Annotated in this window: 1 pseudogene; it reads right to left on the reverse strand. The window is 78.9% G+C overall.

Annotated features, from left to right (window positions below):
• Nucleotides 1-237, reverse strand: a pseudogene (locus J0695_RS39245) (hypothetical protein); the annotation flags it as partial.

Below are 237 nucleotides of genomic sequence, written 5' to 3' on the forward strand. Positions count from 1 at the left end.
TGCGGCATCGGCTGGGCGGGCCCGAACCCGGCCTGGGGCGCGGGCTGTTGGAGTTGCTGTACGGGTACGGGCTGGGCCTGCTGCTGCGGCAGCGGCTGGCCGGGTCCGGGCTGGACGGGCTGGTACCCATCGGGCAGCGGCGGCAGCTGGGGCTGCGCCTGCGGCGGGTAGGGGGCGCCCTGCTGCGGGACCGCGACGGGACCCGGGCCGGGCTCCGGCAGGGTGACGGACCCCGTC

Origin of the sequence: Streptomyces beijiangensis, from assembly GCF_017315755.1 — a bacterium.
GTDB classification, from domain to species: domain Bacteria; phylum Actinomycetota; class Actinomycetes; order Streptomycetales; family Streptomycetaceae; genus Streptomyces; species Streptomyces beijiangensis.